Source organism: Meiothermus hypogaeus, assembly GCF_003574035.1.
In the GTDB taxonomy this organism is placed as follows: Bacteria; Deinococcota; Deinococci; order Deinococcales; family Thermaceae; genus Meiothermus; species Meiothermus hypogaeus.
The window spans coordinates 52,158-72,116 of record NZ_QWKY01000005.1; the positions used below are offsets into that span (position 1 = coordinate 52,158).

Annotated in this window: 21 protein-coding genes, 1 tRNA gene, 1 CRISPR repeat array and 1 riboswitch; of the genes, 15 read left to right on the forward strand and 7 right to left on the reverse strand. The window is 62.8% G+C overall.

Going from position 1 to position 19,959, the window contains the following annotated elements; genetic code table 11:
• Positions 1–13 precede the first annotated feature (13 nt).
• On the reverse strand, positions 14–2,665 hold the full coding sequence (gene alaS, locus Mhypo_RS02270; protein ID WP_119339738.1) for an alanine--tRNA ligase: 2,652 nt from the start codon (positions 2,663–2,665) through the stop codon (positions 14–16).
• Positions 2,666–2,930: 265 nt separating this feature from the next.
• Between alaS and Mhypo_RS02275 the strand changes: the two genes are divergently transcribed.
• Positions 2,931–4,043 (forward strand): IMP dehydrogenase, encoded by a 1,113-nt coding sequence (locus Mhypo_RS02275; protein WP_119339784.1) that lies wholly within the window; start codon positions 2,931–2,933, stop codon positions 4,041–4,043.
• Here the strand turns inward: Mhypo_RS02275 and Mhypo_RS02280 are convergent, their stop codons facing one another.
• Both Mhypo_RS02280 and Mhypo_RS02285 read right to left on the reverse strand, forming a co-directional pair.
• On the reverse strand, positions 4,044–4,322 hold the full coding sequence (locus Mhypo_RS02280) for a YkgJ family cysteine cluster protein (protein ID WP_119339739.1): 279 nt from the start codon (positions 4,320–4,322) through the stop codon (positions 4,044–4,046). It abuts the gene before it with no gap.
• The gene (locus Mhypo_RS02285; protein WP_119339740.1) at positions 4,319–4,792 is read right to left on the reverse strand and encodes a DinB family protein; all 474 of its coding nucleotides are present in this window, start codon (positions 4,790–4,792) and stop codon (positions 4,319–4,321) included. Before Mhypo_RS02285 ends, Mhypo_RS02280 begins: the two co-directional genes overlap by 4 nt.
• Before the next feature lie 103 nt (positions 4,793–4,895).
• Here Mhypo_RS02285 and Mhypo_RS02290 point away from each other — a divergent pair, with 103 nt between their 5' ends.
• From Mhypo_RS02290 to Mhypo_RS02300, 3 genes are read left to right on the forward strand one after another with little or no spacing between them, the layout of a single operon-like run.
• Entirely contained in the window at positions 4,896–6,035 is a 1,140-nt protein-coding gene (locus tag Mhypo_RS02290) for an ABC transporter permease (protein WP_170148189.1), read from the forward strand.
• The gene (locus Mhypo_RS02295) at positions 6,035–6,745 is read left to right on the forward strand and encodes an ABC transporter ATP-binding protein (protein WP_119339742.1); all 711 of its coding nucleotides are present in this window, start codon (positions 6,035–6,037) and stop codon (positions 6,743–6,745) included. The genes Mhypo_RS02290 and Mhypo_RS02295 overlap by 1 nt, the downstream gene beginning before the upstream one ends.
• 44 nt (positions 6,746–6,789) lie before the next feature.
• The gene (locus Mhypo_RS02300) at positions 6,790–7,332 is read left to right on the forward strand and encodes a DUF4256 domain-containing protein (RefSeq protein ID WP_119339785.1); all 543 of its coding nucleotides are present in this window, start codon (positions 6,790–6,792) and stop codon (positions 7,330–7,332) included.
• 8 nt (positions 7,333–7,340) lie between these two features.
• Here Mhypo_RS02300 and Mhypo_RS02305 read toward each other — a convergent pair.
• Positions 7,341–7,427 (reverse strand) — tRNA-Leu (locus Mhypo_RS02305).
• Positions 7,428–7,914: 487 nt separating this feature from the next.
• Positions 7,915–8,747: a CRISPR direct-repeat array (repeat unit 35 nt; unit sequence GTCGCAAAACCTTAGCCCCGAAAGGGGATTGCAAC).
• 94 nt (positions 8,748–8,841) lie between these two features.
• Between Mhypo_RS02305 and Mhypo_RS02310 the strand changes: the two genes are divergently transcribed.
• The 11 genes from Mhypo_RS02310 to Mhypo_RS02360 all read left to right on the forward strand — a co-directional run bounded on the left by Mhypo_RS02310 (position 8,842) and on the right by Mhypo_RS02360 (position 17,422).
• Positions 8,842–10,068, forward strand: a complete 1,227-nt coding sequence (locus tag Mhypo_RS02310) for a TIGR02710 family CRISPR-associated CARF protein (RefSeq protein WP_119339743.1) — start codon at positions 8,842–8,844, stop codon at positions 10,066–10,068.
• A gap of 60 nt (positions 10,069–10,128) precedes the next feature.
• Positions 10,129–10,287: riboswitch (cobalamin riboswitch) on the forward strand.
• 146 nt (positions 10,288–10,433) lie between these two features.
• A complete protein-coding gene (locus tag Mhypo_RS02315) occupies positions 10,434–11,306 on the forward strand; it encodes an ABC transporter substrate-binding protein (RefSeq protein WP_119339744.1) in 873 nt (290 codons plus the stop codon).
• A gap of 35 nt (positions 11,307–11,341) precedes the next feature.
• The gene (locus Mhypo_RS02320) at positions 11,342–11,986 is read left to right on the forward strand and encodes a hypothetical protein (RefSeq protein ID WP_119339745.1); all 645 of its coding nucleotides are present in this window, start codon (positions 11,342–11,344) and stop codon (positions 11,984–11,986) included.
• A gap of 6 nt (positions 11,987–11,992) precedes the next feature.
• Complete coding sequence (locus Mhypo_RS02325; RefSeq protein WP_119339746.1) at positions 11,993–13,042, forward strand: FecCD family ABC transporter permease; 1,050 nt, start codon at positions 11,993–11,995, stop codon at positions 13,040–13,042.
• A complete protein-coding gene (locus Mhypo_RS02330) occupies positions 13,039–13,854 on the forward strand; it encodes an ABC transporter ATP-binding protein (protein WP_119339747.1) in 816 nt (271 codons plus the stop codon). Before Mhypo_RS02325 ends, Mhypo_RS02330 begins: the two co-directional genes overlap by 4 nt.
• Positions 13,855–14,187, forward strand: a complete 333-nt coding sequence (locus tag Mhypo_RS02335; protein ID WP_119339748.1) for a hypothetical protein — start codon at positions 13,855–13,857, stop codon at positions 14,185–14,187.
• Complete coding sequence (locus Mhypo_RS02340; RefSeq protein ID WP_119339749.1) at positions 14,184–14,732, forward strand: histidine phosphatase family protein; 549 nt, start codon at positions 14,184–14,186, stop codon at positions 14,730–14,732. Before Mhypo_RS02335 ends, Mhypo_RS02340 begins: the two co-directional genes overlap by 4 nt.
• The gene (gene cobU, locus Mhypo_RS02345) at positions 14,722–15,234 is read left to right on the forward strand and encodes a bifunctional adenosylcobinamide kinase/adenosylcobinamide-phosphate guanylyltransferase (protein ID WP_119339750.1); all 513 of its coding nucleotides are present in this window, start codon (positions 14,722–14,724) and stop codon (positions 15,232–15,234) included. The genes Mhypo_RS02340 and cobU overlap by 11 nt, the downstream gene beginning before the upstream one ends.
• Positions 15,235–15,249: 15 nt before the next feature.
• A complete protein-coding gene (gene cobT, locus Mhypo_RS02350; RefSeq protein ID WP_119339751.1) occupies positions 15,250–16,305 on the forward strand; it encodes a nicotinate-nucleotide--dimethylbenzimidazole phosphoribosyltransferase in 1,056 nt (351 codons plus the stop codon).
• Positions 16,306–16,488: 183 nt separating this feature from the next.
• Positions 16,489–16,722, forward strand: coding sequence for a C1orf53 family protein (locus tag Mhypo_RS02355; protein ID WP_119339752.1), 234 nt, complete (start codon positions 16,489–16,491; stop codon positions 16,720–16,722).
• Between the two features lies 1 nt (position 16,723).
• Positions 16,724–17,422 (forward strand): adenosylcobinamide-GDP ribazoletransferase, encoded by a 699-nt coding sequence (locus Mhypo_RS02360; RefSeq protein WP_119339753.1) that lies wholly within the window; start codon positions 16,724–16,726, stop codon positions 17,420–17,422.
• A 78-nt stretch (positions 17,423–17,500) separates the two neighbouring features.
• On the opposite strand, the gene Mhypo_RS02365 is transcribed toward Mhypo_RS02360, so the two are convergent.
• The 3 genes from Mhypo_RS02365 to Mhypo_RS02375 all read right to left on the reverse strand — a co-directional run bounded on the left by Mhypo_RS02365 (position 17,501) and on the right by Mhypo_RS02375 (position 19,825).
• Positions 17,501–18,271: an FAD-dependent oxidoreductase gene (locus tag Mhypo_RS02365; protein ID WP_119339754.1), complete on the reverse strand. Its 771-nt coding sequence runs from the start codon at positions 18,269–18,271 to the stop codon at positions 17,501–17,503.
• Positions 18,272–18,814, reverse strand: coding sequence for an FAD-dependent oxidoreductase (locus Mhypo_RS02370; protein ID WP_119339755.1), 543 nt, complete (start codon positions 18,812–18,814; stop codon positions 18,272–18,274).
• A 507-nt stretch (positions 18,815–19,321) separates the two neighbouring features.
• Entirely contained in the window at positions 19,322–19,825 is a 504-nt protein-coding gene (locus Mhypo_RS02375; RefSeq protein ID WP_119339756.1) for a hypothetical protein, read from the reverse strand.
• Positions 19,826–19,959: the final 134 nt, after the last annotated feature.

The window sequence follows — 19,959 nt, forward strand, 5'->3', positions numbered from 1 at the left end:
GGTGTAGTACGCCTTACCCCAGCGCTGCCTCGAGCGCCGCAAAGGCCTTGTCCAGGTCGAAGCCCCCGCCCTGGGCCAGCGCTCCTTTACCGCCGCCGCGCCCCCCGGCGGCCTCCGAGAGCTTTTTCATCACCGCGCCGGCATCCAGGCCCTTGCTCTGGGCGGCCTTACCCACCTTGATGACCAGGTTCTGCCCCGACCCCACCGCCACCAGGTCGGCCTTGTGCTTGTCCAGCAGCTCGTCCGCGGCGCCGCGCAGGGCACCGGCCTCGATGCCCTCGAGCTTCACCGCCAGGTAGGTGTAGCCGTTCGCCTCCTGCAGCCGGGCCCCCGCCGAGCCGCCCCCAAGCTGGGCTCGAGCCAGCTCCCGCTTGAGCTTCTCAACTTCCTTTTCCCGCGTCTTGAGTTCGTCTTGCAGCTTGCGCACCCGCTCCGGCAGGCTTTCGGGGGCCGCGCCCAGCTCGCGGGACAAGCCGTTTACCCGATCCAGCATCTCGCGCACGTACCGCACCGCCCCGCTGCCGGTGAGGGCCTCGACCCGCCGCACCCCCGCTGCCACCGACTCCTCGGCCACAATCACAAAGGCCCCAATCTCGCCGGTGCGCCGCACATGGCAGCCGCCGCACAGCTCCTTGGAGGTCACATTGTCCACCGCGCCCTCCACGCTCACCACCCGCACCACATCGCCGTACTTTTCACCGAACAGGGCCATGGCCCCTTCCTTGCGGGCTTCTTCCAGGGGCTTGTAGGTGTAGCTAACCGGGAAGTCGGCCTGAATCCAGCGGTTGACCAGCAGCTCGACCCGGGCCAGGTCTTTGGGGGCAATGGGTTCAAACTGGCTGAAGTCGAAGCGCAGGCGGTCGGGCCCCACGTAGCTCCCCTTTTGCTGGACGTGCGTGCCCAGCACGGCCCGCAGTGCGGCGTGCAGCAGGTGGGTGGCGGTGTGGTTTTTCTCGGTGTCGTGCCGGTGCGGGTCCACCAGAGCCCGCACCACCGTGCCGGCCTTCAGGGTGCCCTCTTCTACCCGGGCTAGGTGCAAAAAGATGCCATCGGGGTTTTTCTGGGTGGTGGAAACCTTGGCCCAGCCCCCTTCCCACTCCAGAATGCCCGCATCCCCCACCTGCCCGCCCCCCTCGGCATAGAAGGGGGTCTTGTCCAGCACCACCTGCACCTCGGATCCGGCAGGGGCTTCTTGCAGGGTCTGCTCGCCTACCAGCAAGAGCTTGACCTGGGCCTGGGCTTCCAGGTTCTCGTAGCCCACAAAGTTGGTGCCCCCGTAGTCGGCGGCCAGGGCGGCTAGGGCCTCGTTGGATTTTTTGAAGAGTTCCTTGTCGAAGGCCATGCGCTGGCGGGCCAGCTCCTGGGCCTCTTCCAGGGCTTTCTCGTAGCCCTCGGTGTCCACCTTGATGCCGCGCTCATCGGCAATCTCCAAGGTGAGGTCGAGCGGGAAGCCGTAGGTGTCGTAAAGGGTGAAGGCATCCCGGCCCGCAAGGGTGTCGCCCGGCTGCAGGCCGGCCAGCATGCTGTCCAGGCGCTTGATGCCGCTTTCCAGGGTGCGCAAAAACTGCTCCTCTTCGATTCGGATCTGCTTTTGCACGCTCTCGAGGCTCTCTTTGAGCTCGGGGTAGACCCCGCCCATCACCTCCGCCACCACCTCGGCCAGCTTGTACATGAAGGGCTCGCGCAGGCCCAGCAGGTAGCCAAAGCGCACCGCCCGGCGCAACAACCGCCGCACCACATAGCCGCGCCCGGTGTTGGAGAAGTGGGCCCCATCGGCCAAGATGAAGGCCACCGCGCGGGCGTGCTCGGAAATCACCCGGTGCGCCACCGAACCGGGGCCTTCATAACTGACGCCGGTCAGCTCCACAATTTTGGCAATCAGGGGCTGGAACTCGTCGGTCTCGTAAAAGTCGGTCACGCCCTGCAAGACCATGGCCACCCGGGCCAGGCCCATGCCGGTGTCGATGTTGGGCTTGGGCAAAGGTTCCAGGATGCCCCCATCTTTGCGGTCGTACTGGGGGAAAACCAGGTTCCAGATCTCCACAAAGCGGTTGGACTCGCGGGTCTCGTAGTAGTCGGCCCAGGTATCGCTGCCAAATGCGGGCCCCCGGTCGTAGTAGATTTCGCTGCAGGGCCCGCAGGGCCCGTTGGGGCCTTTTGTGGGGGCGTTTTGCGGCCAGAAGTTTTCGTCGGCATCGAAGCGGTGGATTTTTTCCGGGGGCACGCCCACCCGCGTCCAGTGTTCGAAGGCCTCGTCGTCGTCTTTGTAGATGGTCACGTAGATGCGTTCGGGCTCGAGCCCCAGCCACTTTGGGTCGGTCAGGAACTCCCAGGCCCACTCGATGGCCTCTTTTTTGAAGTAGTCGCCAAAGCTGAAGTTGCCCAGCATCTCAAAGACCGTCTGGTGGCGGTTGGTGCGCCCCACGTTCTCGATGTCGCCGGTGCGCACCGACTTCTGGCAGGTGGTCACCCGATACCACTCGCCCTCGTGGCCGGGAAAAACCGGTTTTTTGCCCAAAAAGTAGGGCTTGAGGGGGGTCATACCGGCGTTGATGAAGAGCAGGGTGGGGTCGTCCTGGGGGATTACGCTAAAGCTTGGCAGGCGCAAATGCCCCTTGGACTCGAAGAACTGAAGAAATTTCTCGCGGATTTCGGCGGTTTTCATCATGGCCTCTCATACCAGATTCGGTTAGTTCGTCACCAAAGGGTGACGAACTAACCCGACCGAAGGGAGTGCTCTAGGATTCAAAAAGACAGCCTCTGGTTTTTTTGGTTTTGTAAACTGTCTTTTTGAATCCGGTATCAAACCCATTCAGCATAAAAAATGATACCCCGCCAGGCAAACCCCCGCCGCCCCCTTCAAAGCGAAGGGTAGGGCAAGGGCGGCATGTCCTCGTTGGAAGCCGGGCTCTTTGGTAGAATACCCTTTCGTGAACTACGGCATTTTCGACGATATCGCCCAGGCCGCCCTGGAAAAAACCCAGGCCGATCTGGCCCGGTATCCCTATGAACGCTTCGAAACCTATTACACCTTCGCCGACAAAACCATCATCCCCACCTTCCTGACCCAGCCAGTCTCGCGCACCCAGGTCAGTACCCGGCAGTTGTTCTACACCACCCGCGGCACCCTGGAGCTCTTCCCCGCCTTTGGGGCCTCCATGAGCATGATGCGCAGCCGCTTCGCCCGCGACGTGTGGGACGAGGGCAATGGGGGGGTACATATTTTGCCCAGAGTAGGGCTATCCGACGACGAACGCCTTGCAGATGTACGGGCCAGCGCTCCCGCCTTGGTGGGGGCGGCGCTCGGCATTAACGAGAAAGAAGAATTCCTGGCCGAACTCTTCGCGGAACCCAACCTGATTTTCGCTTCGATTGACATTGCCCACGGGGCCAATGCAGCAGTGCTGCCGGTGCTGCACAAGATTCGCGGGTTGGGCCTCGACAGCGGTATCATCCTGGGCAATGTGGGCTCCATCGAGGGCTTTGCCTATGCCTACTGGCTGATGAAGCTCTCGGGCTTCCGGCACTTCATCCTCAAGGTGGGGGTGGGGCCGGGTTCGGTCTGCACCACACGCATCAACACCGGCGTGGGGGTGGGGCAGCTTTCGTTGCTGGAAGAAATACGTCGGTTCCAGTCGGTGGTGGGCTATACCGACGCGCAGATTATTGCCGATGGTGGGGTGAACAGCTCGGGCGACTTCGTGAAGGCCCTGGCCTACAGCGACGGGGTGATGATGGGCAAGTTCTTTGCTTCCGGCAGCTTCGAGGACGAGGTTCTGATCAAAAAAGACGGGCACCTCGAGGGTGTGCTGCTCTATGGCATGGCCTCCTCCCTGGTGACCGAAAAGCGCAACTTCATCGAGGGCTCCTCGCAGACCCTGCGGGCCTTCCACCACACCGCTCAGGAAGCCATTGCCCGCCTGCGCGAGGGCTTGCAAAGCGCCATGACCTACGTCAACGCCACCAACCTGACCGAGTTCAGGGGCAACGTGCGTTTTGCCAGGAACTCGGCGGCGGCCATCGCCGAGGCCGGGGTGCACTAATCAGCCGTCGGTCTGCTCCAGGCCATAAATCCCCAGGTACCGCTGGATTCTTGCCTCCAGCGTCGGCAATGGCGCAACCTCGCCGCAAACCCAGTCTGGGGTGTAGTTGCGGCAGACTTGCGGGCGCGAAGGGTAGATGGTGCACGCGCACCCGGCGTTCAGGTGTTTGCAGGGCACGCCCAGGGGCTTTTGCAAGGCGCTGATGTCGGGAGCGGCACAGCAGGCCCCGCACAGGGTGCATTCCTGGCGCCAGAAGCTAGAAGGATAAACCGGGTTCATCGGGCCTGCTGCAATACCTCGCGAATGCGCCAGAAAGCCAGGTAAAGGTGGTGGGCCTCGTGCACCAGGAAGAGCTCGAGCCACTCCCGCAGGGGCATCGGGCCCGCTGCGCTGTGGATGCCCACCCGCTCCAGCTGGGCTTCGCTCAGGGCAGCGACTTGCTGATTGAGCTGGGCCCGCAGCTCTTTGAGTTCGGCCAGTACCTCTTGGGGCGAGCGTTCTACCAGCAACAAAAAGGCCGGTTCGGTGTCGGGTTTGAGCCGCTCGATCAGGGGGGCCTCTTCCTGCAGGATGCGGGCCATGCGATCCTGGGTGACCAGGGTAAAGTGGGCCAGGTGAGCGAAGTTCTCGTGGGCCGACCACTTCTCGGGCTGGCTGCGCTGGCGCAGTTGCTCGGGGGTCGCTTTGCCCAAAATTTGCGGTAGTCCGGCCAACGAGACCTCAAAACGGTTGAGCAGGGTGTTTTGCATGTCTCTAGCTTATGGCAAATGGTAGCCTTGCAGGACACTTTGTCGCAAACACACCGGGGCACATACCCCACTTTTTTCAGCATTTGCGGTTATCCTGATGGGCGTGGAAGTTCTGGCACTGGTCTATCGCAACCTGCGGGCGCGGCCCATTCGCAGCATTCTGACCCTGCTGGGAATTGTGGTCTCGACAGCCTCGATGGTGCTTTTCTTGTCGTTCGGAGAGGGGCTGCGCAAGGCCCTGGGGGCGGAGTTGTCCAATGTGGGGCCGGCCATTCTGGTGCTTCCCGAAGGCGTGGAGGCCATCAGTCCCGGCTACCCGGAGTTGCGCCCCGACACCTTAAGGCAGATTCAATCTGTGGCGGCAGAACTGGGCATCACCCAGGTGATTCCCACAGCCACTTTTGCCCGGGGGGGCTTTGACCCCTCGAGCAGTTTCATCTTTCAGGGCCTGCCCCAGGGGTTCGGGCCCAAAGACCTCTATCCCAACATTCAGCTCGAGTCCGGCAGCCCCACCCCCGGCGTGGCCGGCGCGGTGGTGGGTGGGGGCATTGCCCAGCGCAACAACCTTTCGCTGGGGAAGACCTTGCGGCTCAGTCCACACGTTTCGCTCAAGGTGGTGGGGGTGCTACAGAAGACCGGTGGCATTACCGACAGCTTCGTCTTTGTTCCTATAAAGTCGGTGCAGGCCGTGCTCAATACCGAAAACTACACCTCGATTCTGGTCTCCATAGACCCGGGTCGTCGGGCGGAAGAGGTGGCCCGCGGGCTTAAGGAAAAAATCGCTGGCGTGGAAGCACAAACCGCAGGCGATGTCTTGCGCTTTGCCGAGCGGGCGGTGCGGATTTCCGACCTGGTGCGCTTTGGCATCAGCCTGGTGGCGCTGGTGGTGGGCGGTCTGCTGGTGGCCAACACGGTCATGATGTCGGTCTACGAGCGCATCCGCGAGTTCGGCCTGATGCGGGCTTTGGGGGCCAAGCGGGACTTCATTTTTGGCCTGGTGCTGCTGGAAGCCTTGCTGCTGGGCGTGGTGGGGGGGATGCTGGGCCTGGTGCTGGGGCAGGCGGCCTCGGGGCTGGTCAACTGGTACACCGGGCGTGAGGTGGGTATTGCCCTCTCGGCCGTCACCTTCCGCCTGGCCAGTTTTTCCCTGCTGGTGGCGGTGGTGCTGGGGCTTCTGGCCGGGTTTTTGCCGGCCCGCACCGCCAGCCGCCTGAAGGTGGTCGAGGCGTTGGGGAGGGTGTGATGCTCGAGGCCATTAATCTGCACAAGCGCTACCACCAGGGCGAGATTGACGTGGTGGCGGTGGATCACTTCAGCTACCGTTTTCCTGCGGGCTTGACCGCCATTGTGGGGCCCTCGGGTTCGGGCAAGACCACCCTCCTGAACCTGCTGGCGGGCTTCGACGTGCCCAGCGAAGGCGAGGTACGGCTCGATACCACCCCGCTTTCGACCCTCTCCGAGGATGGCCGCTCGGAAGTGCGCCTGAAGCATATGGGCTTTGTGTTTCAGCAGTGGAACCTGATTCCCACCCTGACCGCCCTGGAAAACGTGGCCTTCCCCATGATGCTGGCAGGTGTTGGCCTCAAGGAGCGCACCGCCAGGGCCGCCCATCTGCTGCAAGCCGTGGGGCTGGGCCAGCGGGGTAAGCACCTGCCCAGCAAGCTCTCGGGCGGCGAGCAACAGCGGGTAGCCATTGCCCGTGCCCTGGCCCTGAACCCACCCATCCTGTTTGCCGACGAGCCCACCGGCAACCTCGACTCGGTTTCGGGGGCCCTGGTGGTGGATTTGCTTTTGCAGCAGGCCCAGGAAGGCCGCACGGTGGTTCTGGTCACGCACGACCTCGAGCTTGCCCGCAAGGCCGAGCGCATCCTGCACCTCAAGGACGGCAGGCTCTTGCGGGTGGAAGAGATGGCCCGGGAAGCCACACCGCCGACCGCCAGAGAACCTGTCTAGGCGTGGTTGCCCCAGGTGGGGGAACCGCCACCCACGAGGTAATCATGTCCCCAGAAACAAAAAAGCTCCTTCTGCTCCTGAAAACCCGCTTCGAGCAACACCCCCACCGCCACCCTGGGCTAAAGTGGGCCGCCATAGCAGAACGGCTCCAGGCCCAGCCCCACAAGCTGGCCTCGCTGCTGCAAATGGAAAACACTGGCGGGGAGCCGGATGTGGTGGGCTACGACGCAACGAGCGATGCGTTTTTGTTCTTCGACTGCTCGCCCGAAAGCCCCAAAGGTCGCCGCAGCCTCTGCTACGACCGCGCCGCCCTCGAGGCCCGCAAACACAACAAACCGGCGGGCTCGGCCCTGGAGATGGCTGCCGCCATGGGCCTCGAGCTGCTGACCGAAGAGCAGTACCGGGCCCTGCAGCAACTGGGCTCCTTCGATACCAAGACCTCGAGCTGGCTACAAACCCCCGACCCCATCCGAAAACTTGGCGGGGCCCTCTTTGGCGACCGCCGCTACAACCGCGTGTTCGTGTACCACAACGGGGCCGAGTCCTACTACGCCGCGAGGGGCTTTCGCGGCTGTTTGCGTGTGTAACTGTTTGCTGGTGCCGGGAGCGGGACTTGAACCCGCACAGGCTTGCGCCCGCTACCCCCTCAAGATAGTGTGTCTACCAGTTCCACCATCCCGGCAGGCAAACATTAGGTTAGTCGGGCTTGGGACGCTTGTCAAGGAGACCTTCCCAGTGCCGGTGCAGCCCCGACAAAACCCCTCGCCCCACCCCAAGCCGCACCCGGCCAGCCCCCGTTACAATAGGCGTTATCCACCCTTTAGCCCCCACAAATGCTGTCGCAACCGCACCCCCTTGTTGCCCAAAGCGCACAAAAACGCCCATTGCCACACAATGGAAGCAACTTCCAAAAATGACCCATTATGTTTTGCGCAAAATGCTATAATGCACATGTCGAGCTTTTCGACGGTGCTTCTTGAAAACCAGAACGTGCGATGAAAAAGGCAAACCTGCGCTATAAAAAATCCAAAAGTGCGGATTTGTAAGCATTCATCGCAAAAACTGCCATTTTCTACGCAGTTATCCACAGGCACCTGTGGATAACTCGCTTTTCTCATAAATACCCCCCTCCAGACCCCTGTACAGGACGAGGTTTAACGGGGTATGCTGTCGCAAAACCTTAGCCCCGAAAGGGGATTGCAACGCCAGCTTTACGTGCCAGATGAAGCGGACGCATTTTGTCGCAAAACCTTAGCCCCGAAAGGGGATTGCAACTGGGTTTCCCCAGGCAGCCCAAAGGCCCGCACAAACGTCGCAAAACCTTAGCCCCGAAAGGGGATTGCAACAACTCTCTGAGTTCCTCGGGGGTGAACTTGCACTTGTCGCAAAACCTTAGCCCCGAAAGGGGATTGCAACAGCGGATAGCGGCCATAAAAGCCGGAGCTGAGGATGAAGTCGCAAAACCTTAGCCCCGAAAGGGGATTGCAACATTGCTTATTCCCGATTGCCTATTGCTGATTCAGTATCTCACGTCGCAAAACCTTAGCCCCGAAAGGGGATTGCAACCGAGAACTACCGGCGTCACCTGCCTTACCAAGTAGTACTGTCGCAAAACCTTAGCCCCGAAAGGGGATTGCAACGCGGTCGCCGCGCGAGAGCACGATGTGCACAGGGTGGAGTCGCAAAACCTTAGCCCCGAAAGGGGATTGCAACTTGAACTCGCGAACCCTTGCCTTGGCCTGAGCACTGTGTCGCAAAACCTTAGCCCCGAAAGGGGATTGCAACTCGGGTAGCCTCGGCCCGCGATATTGCGCAACTACCAGGTCGCAAAACCTTAGCCCCGAAAGGGGATTGCAACTGGAAAGCGAAGGCCCTTTTACCGCGAACAACCAGAGTCGCAAAACCTTAGCCCCGAAAGGGGATTGCAACTCGGGCCAGATTGCCTATGCCGATTGCCTGGAAAATATGTCGCAAAACCTTAGCCCCGAAAGGGGATTGCAACTAGGCTTCCTTACGATGTCTGGGTTTGCTTATCAAGCTCGAAGGATAGGGTTGTTTTCTGACCTTTGAGGCGGGTTTTTTGGTATATCTGTGGTATGGAAACCCAGACCCACAAAGTGCTCATCCTGACCGTGGGCCAGACCCTCGAGCCCCTGGAGTTCTCCCTCAGCGAACACACCCCGGAGGGGGTAATTTTTGTGGCCAGCCAGGGGAGCCAGCCGGTAGCGGGGGAGCTGGTGCGGCGCTATGGCGATGCACTGCGCTTTCATACCCTGCTTCTGGACGACCCCGAGGACATGGGCGAAATTTTCCGCAAGGCACGGGAGGCCCTGCGTAAGGCCCTGGAATGGGAGGCCCGGGTGATTGTTGCCGACATTACCGGTGGCACCAAGACCATGGCGGCGGGTGCGGTGCTGGCGCTTAGTGGGCAGGGGGTCACCTTCAGCTACGTGGGCGGTGCCAAGCGCGACGACAAGGGGCGGGTGGTGAGCGGCTCCGAGCAAATGCGCCTGCTGGAAGACCCCACCCAGCGCTACGGCCTGCGCGAGTGGGAGGGCTTCCGGCGGGCCTGGAACCAGTGCGACTACCGCGCCGCGCAGGAGTTTTTGAGCGAGCTGCTGGCCCGGCCCCTCACCCCTTCTGAGCTGCGCTTTTATGGCCATCTCAAAGGGGTGACCGAGGCCATGCTGGACTGGGATCTCTTCCGCCACAAGGCGGCCGGGGAGAAGCTGAAGGAACACCTCGAGCCCGCCCTGGCCGCTGCCGAGGCCTGGGGACATGGGGCCAAGGTGCGGGTGTTGCAGGCTTTGAAGGAGGCCGAAGCCCGCCTGAGCCAAATTCAGGAAAAGGAAGGTAAGCCCAACACGGCCCTGCTGTCGGACTTGCTGGCCAACGCCGAGCGGCGGGCGGCCCGGGGGCGCTTTGACGATGCCCTGGCCAGGCTGTACCGGGCCATCGAGATGGCCATAGAGGCCGATATCTTCGAGCGCACCGGGGTGCTGCTGGATGACGAGAAGACCTTCACCGAGGCCTACAAAGAGCACCTTTCCTTTGCCAAGCGCTACCAAGAAGCGTCGGGGCTGCGCGAAGCGCTCAGTGTTGCGGCGGGTTTCGATGGGGCCCTGGGAGCGACCAACACCCTGGCCCAGCGGCTCTACGCCGAGTACACCGGCAAAGGCCAGCTCGGCAGTCTCCTGGCAGCGCGCAACCAGAGCATCCTGGCCCACGGCCATCAGCCGGTGAGCGAGGCCCACTACACCAACCTGCGGGATTATCTGCGTGGTTTTGGCCTCGAGCCCGCCCCGGCCTGGCCCAACTGGTAACAGGGCTTGAAGGGGCCAGGCCTTGGGTGTAGGGTGTATCTGAGGCCCGCTAGGGCTCACACAACCCGGCCAAGTTTTGGTGCTTGGGCGCGTAGCCCAGGCTTAAAGTGGGGAAGTCCGGTGAAAATCCGGCACTGTCGCGCAGCGGTAACGGCGCATTGGGGTGGCCCGACCACCACCGCCCGAAGTCCGAATACCTGCCAAAACGCCCTCCCACCCGATACGGAGGGCACCTCTCGCAAGAAGGGGGAGTTTCGGGGAATTACTACATTGGTAGCGTCCTCACTCCCGAGGGCGTTTTTTTTCGCCCTGTGCCACCGAAAAAAACGCCCCTCACGCGAAGCCGGGTTGGGAAAGGACGCAATGTGAAGAGATGGTTTTTGTGGTGTTTTTTGGTTTTGGGCCTTCAGCTTTCAGCTTTGGGCTTGGCCCAGTACCCCCGCACCCTCACCGACGACCTGGGCCGCAGCGTTACCCTCAAGGCCGCACCCCAGCGCATCGTGACCCTGCTGCCCTCGGTCACCGAGACCCTTTGCGCCATGAACGCTTGTGGGCGGCTGGTGGGTGTGGACGACTTCTCCGACTTTCCCGAGGCAGTCAAGCGGCTGCCCAAGGTGGGGGGGTACTTTAATCCGAACCTCGAGGCCATGGTGGCCCTCAAGCCCGACCTGGTGATTGTTTCGACTTACGGCAAGCTGTATGAGTCGCTGGAGAAAGCCGGGGTGGCCAGCTTTGCCGTCCGGGCCGAAACCTACGACGACATTTTCCGCACCACGCGGCTTTTGGGCCGGGTGCTGGGCCTGGAGTCGCAGGCCGAGCGGCTGGTGGCCCGCATCCAGCAAGAGGTATATGCAGTCGAGAGCAAGGCCGCCAAAGCCTCCGCCCGCCCCACCGTCTACTACGAGATAGACCCCACCCCCTACACGGTGGGCCCCGACTCCTTTATCGGGGTGCTTATCGCCAAGGCCCGGGGGCAGAACATCGTACCCAGGGAGCTGGGGCCCTTTCCCCAGATCAGCCCCGAGCTGGTGGTGCAAAAGAACCCCGCCATCATCGTGCTGACCCATCCGGGGGCTGCCGACCTGCCCAGGCGGGCGGGCTGGAGCAACCTGGCGGCCATCCGCAACAAGCGCATCTGTGCCTACACCGGCGAGCAGGACAACCTACTCTCGCGCCCCGGCCCCCGGGTGGCCCAGGGCTTGCAACTGTTGGTGGAGTGCTTTCACGGCTTGAAGTAAACCTTCTAAACGCCATGCTTTCTTGAGGAGATGCTATGCAACGACTCCTGATTTCTCTGCTATTTTTGCTTATGGCTACCGGACTGGCCCAAAACTTTTCGCTGGGGCTGAAACTGGGAAGCACCCCGCTCTTCCAGGCTGCCGATGCAGTGGTGGACCTAGGTTACAGCGCCAGTTTTGCCGAGCTGCCCGACTTCAGCTTTGGCGCAACCCTGAACGCAACCAGCAACCCCCTCGGGCAGGGTTTTGGTCTGAAGCTCAAACCGTGGGTCAACTACTTCACCACCCTCTATCGAGAAGCCCCCCTGGCGGTGACCACCTATGTGTACCTCGAGGCCACCCTGGGCCTTTTGCCGAGCTTCAACTTCAATCCGTTCCTCGAGCCGGGGCTGGGCGTGACCTATACCCTGGCGCCCGACCTCAAGCTCTATGCCTCGGTATATGGCGATCTGTACCTGCTGCCCAGCGTAAGTTTTTACCTCAACAGCTTTGTGGAAGCCACCTATACCCTGGATAACCTGAGCTTAAAGCTGGGTACCGACCAGTACTATCTGCCAAGTTTTAGCTGGGACGTGTACGCCAGGGCGATTTATAGCTTTGTCAGCAACGCCAACCTCACCGCCGAGGTGGGCTATGGTGGTGGGTGGTATGGCTACCTCAAGCTCAACTATTTCTTCTAAGGTGTTATGACGCCCTTCGCCCCTGCCCAAAAGCTCGAGGCCCGACCCCAGAATCGGCGGGCGCTGGTGTTTGCCGGGTTGCTGGGGTTATTGGGGGTGGCAGGGGTGCTGGGCTTGGCGGTAGGAACTGTCGGGATTCCCCCCACCGAGGTGTTGGAAGCCCTGCTGGGCTTGCGTGAGAACCCCATCATCACCGAACTGCGCCTGCCCCGCGTGCTGGCGGCCATGTTGGTGGGGGCGGCGTTGGGCCTCTCGGGAGCGGCTTTCCAGGGCCTGTTTCGCAACCCCCTGGCCGACCCCTACCTGATGGGATCGGCGGCGGGAGCGGCCTTTGGGGTCACGCTGGCGGTGAGCGCTTTGGGCGGGCTTTCGGGGGCCTTTGCCCAGCACGCGGTGTTTGCTTTCTTGCCAGCTTCCGCTACGCTCTTCGGGTTTTTGGGGGCGGTGGGGGCGGTGGCCCTGACGCTGCTCTTATCGGGGGGTGCCAGCCGCACCAGCGACCTGATTCTGGCCGGGGTGGTGGTGGGAAGTGTGCTGGTAAGCCTGACCAGCTACCTGATGTTGCAGGACGCCGACCGGGTGCGGGCGGTGTTTGCATACACCCTGGGCAACCTGGCCTTCGTGGGCTGGAGCGGGGTGGGGTCGCTGGCGTTTTACTTGCTGGCGGCTTTCCCGGTTCTTTGGCTGCTGGGGCGCACCCTCAACGCCCTCTCGCTGGGTGAGGAAACTGCGCGCAGCCTGGGTCTGCCGCTGGGCTGGCTCAAGCTCTTGATTATCGGGGCCGTCACCCTGCTCACGGCGGCGGCGGTGGCCCAGGCGGGCATTATCGGCTTTGTGGGGCTGGTGGCCCCGCACATCCTGCGCCGGTTAGGGGGCGGCGACTACCGCTACCTGCTGCCGGCCTCGGCCCTGGGGGGGGCGGTTTTGCTGGCGCTGGCCGATCTGCTGGCCCGTACCCTGACCGCCCCCGCCGAACTGCCGGTGGGCATCCTGACCACGCTGTTGGGGGGGCCCTTCTTCTTGTACCTGCTGTGGCAGGGGAGGCGCAAGGCATGACCGGCGAAGCGCAACTACCCAGCCCAGGCCCGGCGGACGGGGCCCTTCATCCAGGGCTCTGGGCCCGTGGCCTGTCTTTTTCCTACCGCAACCAGGCGGTGCTGCGGGAGGTGAGCCTCGAGCTTCGCCCCGGCGAGTGGCTGGCCCTTTTGGGCCCCAACGGGGTGGGGAAGAGCACCCTGCTGCGGCTGATGGCAGGGTTGCTCAGGCCGACCGCGGGCGAGGTGCGGCTGGGGGGAGAGCGCCTGGAGCGGCTGTCGAGCTGGACACGGGGACAGCAGATTGCCTTTCTGCCCCAAAACGGGGGCTACCCCGAAGACCTCACCGTAGAGGAGGTGGTGTTGCTGGGGCGCACCCCTCACCTGGGGTTGCTGGGCCGGGCCGGGAAGGCCGATGCCGAGGCCGCCGACTGGGCCATGACGCAAACCCAGGTAACCGAGTTTCGTCACCGCCTGCTGCCCACCCTTTCCGGCGGGGAGCGCCAGCGGGTGCTGCTGGCCCGGGCGCTGGCGGCCCGTCCGCGGTTTCTGCTTTTAGACGAGCCCACCAACCACCTCGACCTGCACCACCAGGCCGAGTTCATCTGTTTGCTGGCGGGCCTGCGGGCCCAGGGCATGGGCATCCTGACGGTGCTGCACGACCCCAACCTGGCCCGCCTTGCGGATCGGGTGGCCTTTATGCAGGAGGGTCGGCTGATGGCTTTGGGCACGCCCCTCGAGGTGCTCCAGGAGCCCCTTTTGCAGTCGGTGTACGGGGACTGGGTACGGGTGCACGAGGTCGACGGTCAGCCGGTGGTGCTTCTGGGAGGATAGATGCAGGCCAGCCTCAAAGTGACCCCCACCCTCTTGCTATTGGACCTGGGCGAGGTGCGCCGCCTGATCACCCAGGATGGCCCCCGACTGGCCCGCTTTATTGCGGTGCTGCGCGAGCCGCAAGCCCGCTGCGTGCGCTTGCGGGGGGTGGGGGTTTCGGCCCTGATGCGAAAGGGCATTCCGCCAGGCGAGACCCTGCTCTACACCCTGCCGGACGACCCGCTGGACTTCGAGCAGGAAGGCCCCAACCTGCGCTTGCCGGGGCTTCGGCTGTACCTGGGCGGCCCTCCGGCGTTTGTCGAAACCCCTTTCTATGCCTGGGTGGAGCCATGAGCGAACTCTGGCTGGTGCGCCATGGACAGACGATCTGGAATCTGGAGGGCCGGCTGACCGGCTGGACCGATGTGCCCCTTACCCCCCTGGGGGAGCAGCAGGCCCGGTCTTTGGCCGGGTGGCTTGGCCAGGAGCGCTTCGATGGGGTGCTGGCCTCGGATCTACAGCGTGCGGTGCACACCGCACGGCTGGCCTATGGCGAGCCCCAGGCCCGGCTGCCCGAGCTGCGCGAGCTCGAGTTTGGTGCACTCGAGGGCCTGCGCTGGGCCGAGCTGCCCGAGGTGTACAAAAACGCCTTGCTGGCCTTCGAGGGCTTTCAGGCCCCGGGGGGGGAGTCCACCGCAGCGTTGCGGGCGCGGGTGTACGGGGTGCTGGAGGGCCTTGCTCCAGGCCGCTATCTGGTCTTTACCCACGGCGGGGTCTTGCGGATGCTGTTGCGCGATTTCGACCAGGACCGCTTCCTGCCGCCCTGCGCGGTGCTGGGGCTGGACTGGGCCCACAAGCGGGTGCTGTTTGTGCGCGGGGAGGGGGCCGATGGAAGCTAGGCTCATCCTGGTAACGGGGGGCGCCCGTGCGGGCAAGAGTGCTTTTGCCCAGGAATGGGCCCAGGCCCTGGGCGAGCCGGTCAGTTTTATCGCTACCGCCCAAGCCCTCGACGAAGAGATGCGCCAGCGCATTGCGCGCCACCAGGCCGAGCGCCCACCCAGCTGGGAGACCCTGGAAGAGCCCCTCGAGGTGCCCCAGGCCCTCGCACGCGCCTTGGGCCGGGTGGTGCTGCTGGACTGCCTGACCTTGTGGGTTTCCAACCTGATGCTGGCCGGGCGCGAGGTCTTGCCGGAGCTGGAGAACCTTCTGGCACTCTGGGCCGAGACCGGCAAAACCCTGCTGGTGGTCAGCAACGAGGTGGGCATGGGCATCGTGCCCGACAACGCCCTGGCCCGCCGCTATCGCGACCTGCTGGGCGCGGCCAACCGCCGCATAGCCGAGGAGGCCGATGTGGTGTACCTGCTGGTTGCGGGGATTCCCCTGAAGCTCAAGTCGTTGTAAACAAAGCGGAAGACCATGTTCAACATCCAACCCATTGCGCAAGACTGGCTGCAAAGAGCCCTCGAGTACCACCACACCCTGACCAAGCCACCCGGCTCCCTGGGCTATTTGGAGGTGCTGGGCTGTCGGCTGGCGGCCATCCAGCAAACCCTGCACCCCCGCCTGGGCAAGGGCGCGGTGGTGGTCTGCGCCGCCGACCACGGCGTGGCCGCCGAGGGGGTCTCGGCCTACCCGCCAGAGGTCACGGCGCAAATGGTGCTCAACTTTCAGGCCGGTGGAGCGGCGATTAATCAGATTGCCCGAGCCGCCGAAGCCGAGGTCTGGGTGGTGGATGTGGGCGTGAAGGCCCCTCAGCCCCTGAGCCCAGGAGGCCCAGGCCACCGGGTTCGCCAGGGAAGCGGCAATATTCAAAGGGAGCCCGCCATGCGCCAGGCCGAGGCCCTGGAGGCTATCCAGGTGGGTGCCGAAGCCGCCAGGGCCGCCATTGCAAAGGGGGCAACCATGCTAGCAGCGGGCGATATGGGCATCGGCAACACCACCGCCGCAGCGGCCCTCACGGCGGCTTTGTTGGGCTTGAACGCGGAGGCGGTCACGGGGCGCGGCACCGGGGTAGACGACGCGCGGTACGGGCACAAGCTCGAGGTCGTTCGGGCCGCTTTAGCGCGAGCCCAGGCCAGGCTGGGCGAGCTGTCCAAAGCTGACCCATTGGCGGTGCTGGCGGAGCTGGGGGGCCTGGAAATCGCGGCCATTGCCGGGGTGTTTTTGGCCGGGGCCGAGGCGGGCTTGCCCCTGGTGACCGACGGCTTCCCGGTGACCGCCGGGGCCTTGCTGGCCACCCGCATCGAGCCCCGGGTACAGGGGTATCTGTTTGCCGGGCATCGCTCGGTGGAGCCGGGGCACACCCGACAACTAGAGGCCCTGGGGCTCAGGCCCATCCTGGAGCTGGATTTGCGCTTAGGCGAGGGTACCGGGGCGGTGCTCAGCTTTCCGGTTTTGCGGGCCGCGGCGGCAGTGATGGCAGGTATGGCTACATTTTCCCAGGCGGGGGTGTCGCAGACTGGAAAGCCATAGAAATCTCGTTCTGGGCGAGATGAACATCCGTAGGGAGTCTGAAGCTCAAGGCAGAAAACAATCTCTGGATATTCTTTTGACTAAAGACCCTCGAGGGTTCAGCGCTTCGGCAGGCGGATAAACATAGGCTGGATGGATATTCAGTGCAAAAAAAATCTGTAGAATCAATCCAAGGAAGCGAAAATGCCCAAAGTGCAGCTCAAGGAAAACGTGGATTATTACCTCGAGAACGGCCTGTATGTCTTCACCGAGGCCTATCATCTCAAGCGCGGCTACTGCTGTGGCTCCAGGTGCCGGCACTGCCCATACCCCAAAGAGATTCAGGCCCAGACCGTGCAACTCAGGCTCGAGGGCCGTCCCATCCAGAGCCGCGAGGCCTTCGTGGTCCGTTTTGGGCCGCTTCTGGTAGAACCATAGTGTGCGCCCTTTCTGGTTAGCCGTTGGCTTTCTGACCGTCTTTCCCATTCCCCATTTGGGCGAGGTCAAAGTCGGGGAGATGAAGGCGGCTTCGGCCTTTTACCCGGTCGCAGGCTACCTGATCGGGGCGGTGCTGGCCCTGGCAGCCTGGCTCACCGCGGGCCTGCCCGACGGCCTGCAAGGGGGCATTCTGCTGGCGGTCTGGCTGGCCTCTACGGGCATGCTGCATTTGGACGGCCTGCTGGACTCTGCCGATGCACTGCTGGCCATGAAACCCCCCGCCGAGCGCCTGCGGATTCTGGGCGATGTGCATATGGGCAGCTTTGCCTTTGGGGTGGGGTTTGTGGTGCTGCTATTGAAGTGGCAGTTGCTATCGGCTGCGCCTGCGCCGTGGCTGCTTTTGGCCCTGCCCGCGCTGGTGCGGTTCGCTTTGCTCTTGCCCATGAATCTGTTTCCTGCGGCCCGTCCAGAGGGCTTAGGGGCCCGAAGCCGCGAAGGCCTTGTGGTGCCGGCCTTTCTTTTGGCCTTGCCGGCCCTGGTGGCCTTCCCCTGGGTGGGTCTGGCGGTCGTGGCCGTCATGCTTGGGCTGGCTTACTGGGCCGCCAGAAGGCTGGGCGGGGGGCTTTCGGGCGATGTATACGGAATGCTGGTTGAGATGGGCGAGCTGACGGGGTTGCTGGTGTTTGTGCTGTTGGGCTAGAAACCCGGCGGAGGCTCGAGAAAGCCATAGCCAAAGACCCCCCTGCAAGTTCCACAGGGGGGTGATGGGCTATAGCCCTCAAGACTGCGCACTGGGCACCAAGGCCCGCACTTCCCGACCCCGAAAGGCCTGGCGTGGGGTCTGGGGCTTTAGGGCCAGGATCTCCTGGGCGGCCCGCCGCCCGCTGGCATAAGCCCCGTGCACGGTGGCGGCCCAGGCGTTGGAGGCGGTGTGTTCCCCGGCGAAGAAGAGCCGGTAGCCCACCGGACGTGCCAGCACGCTGCGGGCTTTGGAGGCCCCCACGCTAGCCTTGCTGTAGGCCCCCAGGATGTGGGGTTCGTCCTGCCAGTGGGCCAGCCGGGCCTTGTTGGGGGTCAGGTCGGGGCGGCCCAGGGCCTGGCGCAAGGTTTGCAGGGCGTTTTTGAGGGCGGCTTCCTCCGGCAGGGCCAGCAGCTCGCGGGCCTTATCGCCGGTGGCCAGGGCGGTCAGGATTTCCACCCCTACCCCATGACCGGCGGTGCTGCTCCACCACTCGTCGGGGTTGGCCCCGGGCACGTAAAGCTCCACGATGCCCTCGGGAAAGATGCGCTCTTCGAAGTGGAAGAAGAGCTTGACCGCATCGGCGAGGCCGAGCTGGGCAATGGCCAGCTGCTTCTCCTCGGGCAGTTCGGGGATAAAACGCACCCGTCCGGCTTTCAAAATGCCCAAAGGTAAGGTAACAACGGCCTGGTCGGCCCGGAAGACCCGCCCGTCGGTGGTGCTGGCCTTCACGCCGAAGGGGCCCCACTCGAGCGTCTCCACCACGGCCCCGAGCCGTATATCAAGCCCGGTGGCTAGCTTTATCGCCAGTCAATCGTAGCCGTCGAGGATGCGAAAATCGCCCTCCTCGGCCGATTTGTCGTACAGGAACTCGAGCGCCGCCTGGGCACTCAAGCGCCTGGGGTTGTCGAAGTCGGAGATATATTCTTGCAGCTTGTAGGGGATTTTCTGGCCCGATAGCTGATTGCGCTGCAAGTATTCTGCCAGCGACTCCTCGCCTGAAGCCGCGGGCCAGTCCACCATCCGAATATTGTTGTAGCCTCGCTCCTGGCAGCCGACCTGGGCAATGGTGCGCAGGCTTCCGTCCGGCAGGCGCACCAGGGTGTCCTCCTGCTGGTTGAAATAGTGGGTACGCAGGCCGAATTGTGCGGGGAGGGGATAGGTGGGAACCTGGCTGCTATGGATGAACTCTGCGCCAAGTTCGATGGGTACAGCGGCAAAGCTTCTATCGGTGCGGATGCGTCCTCCGACGCGGTGTTGGGCTTCTAGAACTACAACCTGATGATTCGCTTTCTGTAGGTCTTGGGCCGCGGCCAGACCGGCGGCTCCGGCGCCTATGACGAGCGTTTTCATGCAAATCTACCTTTTTACACTTCTGGTAACCTTTCTCCCGAGAATTGTTCTGGATGCTCGGGCATCACCCTGCCGACTTAGTCGCTCCATCGCACGGTGGCATACCGTGTGGTGGCAGTTCGTCGTGTTGCTTACGTACTGGTGTAATCTCCCAACAAGGTTCGATCAACGTTCTTGCTGACCTGTCAATCACCTCCTTTTGAACCCGATTACCCCCGTAGGGGTAGATACAGTCTAGCGCGGGCCGGGTAAGCTCGATGAAGGATTACCCACAATTGATGCCAGAAACCGTATTTTTAGCGATAGGGCTGTGAAGGAATAAATGAATCCAGAACAGCATATTGCTTTATTTCACAAATAAATATTTATGCAATCGGGCTGGCGTTCTGAACGGGAGGCAAGCGAACCGTCCAGGACGAATAGTTATGGGGCGCTCAGCCCCGACAAAATCGCATGCAGACTGACAGGGCATGCACAAAAGCGCCGGTGGTTTGCCGTTTATATGCACTAAAGCCTTTTGGGCAGGGGCAGGCCCAGCAGTCCGAAAATCTTCTCGAGCCGTTCTTGCTCGTACAAGAAGCCTAGGCCCTTTCGGCGTACCAGCCACGAGCGCAGGGCCTGGGTGTGCTGAGGTACGCCCAGCAAGCGGCAAAGCTCGTCCAAACCGTGTATTTGAGCCCCAACGGTCTCGCTGCTGTACGAACACACCCGGCAGCCCAGGTACATGGGGTTGGCGTCATAGCGAAAAACCAACCGCCCCTGGTCGTAGGCCCAAACCAGGAGTGCGTCGTCCTCCAGATTCACCACCCCCAGGGCCGTGCATCCCAGGTGCTGGGAGAGCTGGGCGGTTAGAGCAGCGAAGCGGTCTTGCTGGGAAGAAAGGTTTTCCAGGGGCATCTCGATCTTGGGGTACACCCCCAGGTGAGCACCAAGTGCGCTGGCCTCGAGTTCCCCCAGTACCGGTAGGGCCGCCTCGAGGCGCACGTGGCACAAAATGATGCTCTGCAACACGCCTGATACCAGATTTGGTTAGTTCGTCACCGTTTGGTGACGAACTAACCCGACCGAAGGGTGTGCTCTAGGATTCAAAAAGACAGCCTCTGGTGTTTTTGGCTTTGTAAACTGTCTTTTTGAATCCGGTATGA